Raw genomic sequence first — 1,211 nt, 5'->3', positions numbered from 1 at the left:
ATGCGGCGTTGCGATGTTCGCTTACTTCGTCTGGGGTGTGCAGATTCTCTGGGGTATCTGATCCATGGCTAACATTCCAACGATTTCTTTCGACGCCATCATTATTGGTGGCGGCGGTGCCGGCATGCGCGCAGCGCTGCAACTGGCACAAGGCGGTCACAAGACTGCCGTGATCACCAAGGTTTTCCCGACTCGTTCGCACACCGTATCGGCCCAGGGCGGCATCACTTGCGCCATTGCGTCTGCGGATCCGAACGATGACTGGCGCTGGCACATGTWCGAYACCGTCAAGGGTTCCGACTACATCGGTGACCAGGACGCTATCGAATACATGTGTCAGGAAGGTCCGGCCGCAGTTTTCGAACTGGACCACATGGGCCTGCCGTTCTCCCGTACCGAAACCGGTCGCATCTACCAGCGTCCGTTCGGCGGTCAGTCCAAGGACTACGGCAAGGGCGGCCAGGCTGCACGTACCTGCGCGGCGTCCGACCGTACCGGTCACGCGCTGCTGCACACCCTTTATCAGGGCAACCTGAAAGCCGGCACCACGTTCCTGAACGAATACTACGCTGTCGATCTGGTAAAGAACGGTCAAGGCGAGTTCGTCGGTGTGATCGCGATCTGCATCGAAACCGGTGAAACCACCTACATCCGTGCCAAGGCCACCGTACTGGCCACCGGCGGTGCAGGTCGTATCTACGCTTCGACCACCAACGCCCTGATCAACACCGGTGACGGCGTTGGCATGGCGCTGCGTGCCGGCGTACCGGTACAAGACATCGAAATGTGGCAGTTCCACCCGACCGGCATCGCCGGCGCCGGTGTACTGGTAACCGAAGGTTGCCGTGGTGAAGGTGGTTACCTGATCAACAAGCACGGCGAGCGTTTCATGGAGCGTTATGCTCCGAACGCCAAAGACCTTGCCGGTCGTGACGTGGTTGCCCGTTCGATGGTTAAGGAAATCATCGCCGGCAACGGTTGCGGTCCGAATGGCGACCACGTAATGCTCAAGCTCGACCACTTGGGCGAGGAAGTGCTGCACAGCCGTCTGCCAGGCATCTGCGAACTGTCCAAGACTTTCGCGCACGTTGACCCGGTCGTCGCTCCGGTTCCGGTTGTTCCGACTTGCCACTATATGATGGGCGGCGTTGCCACCAACATTCATGGCCAGGCGATCACTCAGGACGCCGAAGGCAAGGACACCATCATTC

1 protein-coding gene is annotated in these 1,211 nt (G+C 59.6%); it reads left to right on the top strand.

Annotated features, from left to right (window positions below; translation table 11 throughout):
* Positions 1 to 64 precede the first annotated feature (64 nt).
* Positions 65 to 1,211, top strand: a 1,147-nt coding sequence (locus AC1DLB_RS30390) for an FAD-binding protein (protein ID WP_477786330.1), incomplete at its 3' end; no start/stop codon positions are given.

The organism is Pseudomonas sp. 05N434 (assembly GCF_056396965.1).
This window is presented reverse-complemented; position numbering and strand designations above follow the sequence as displayed.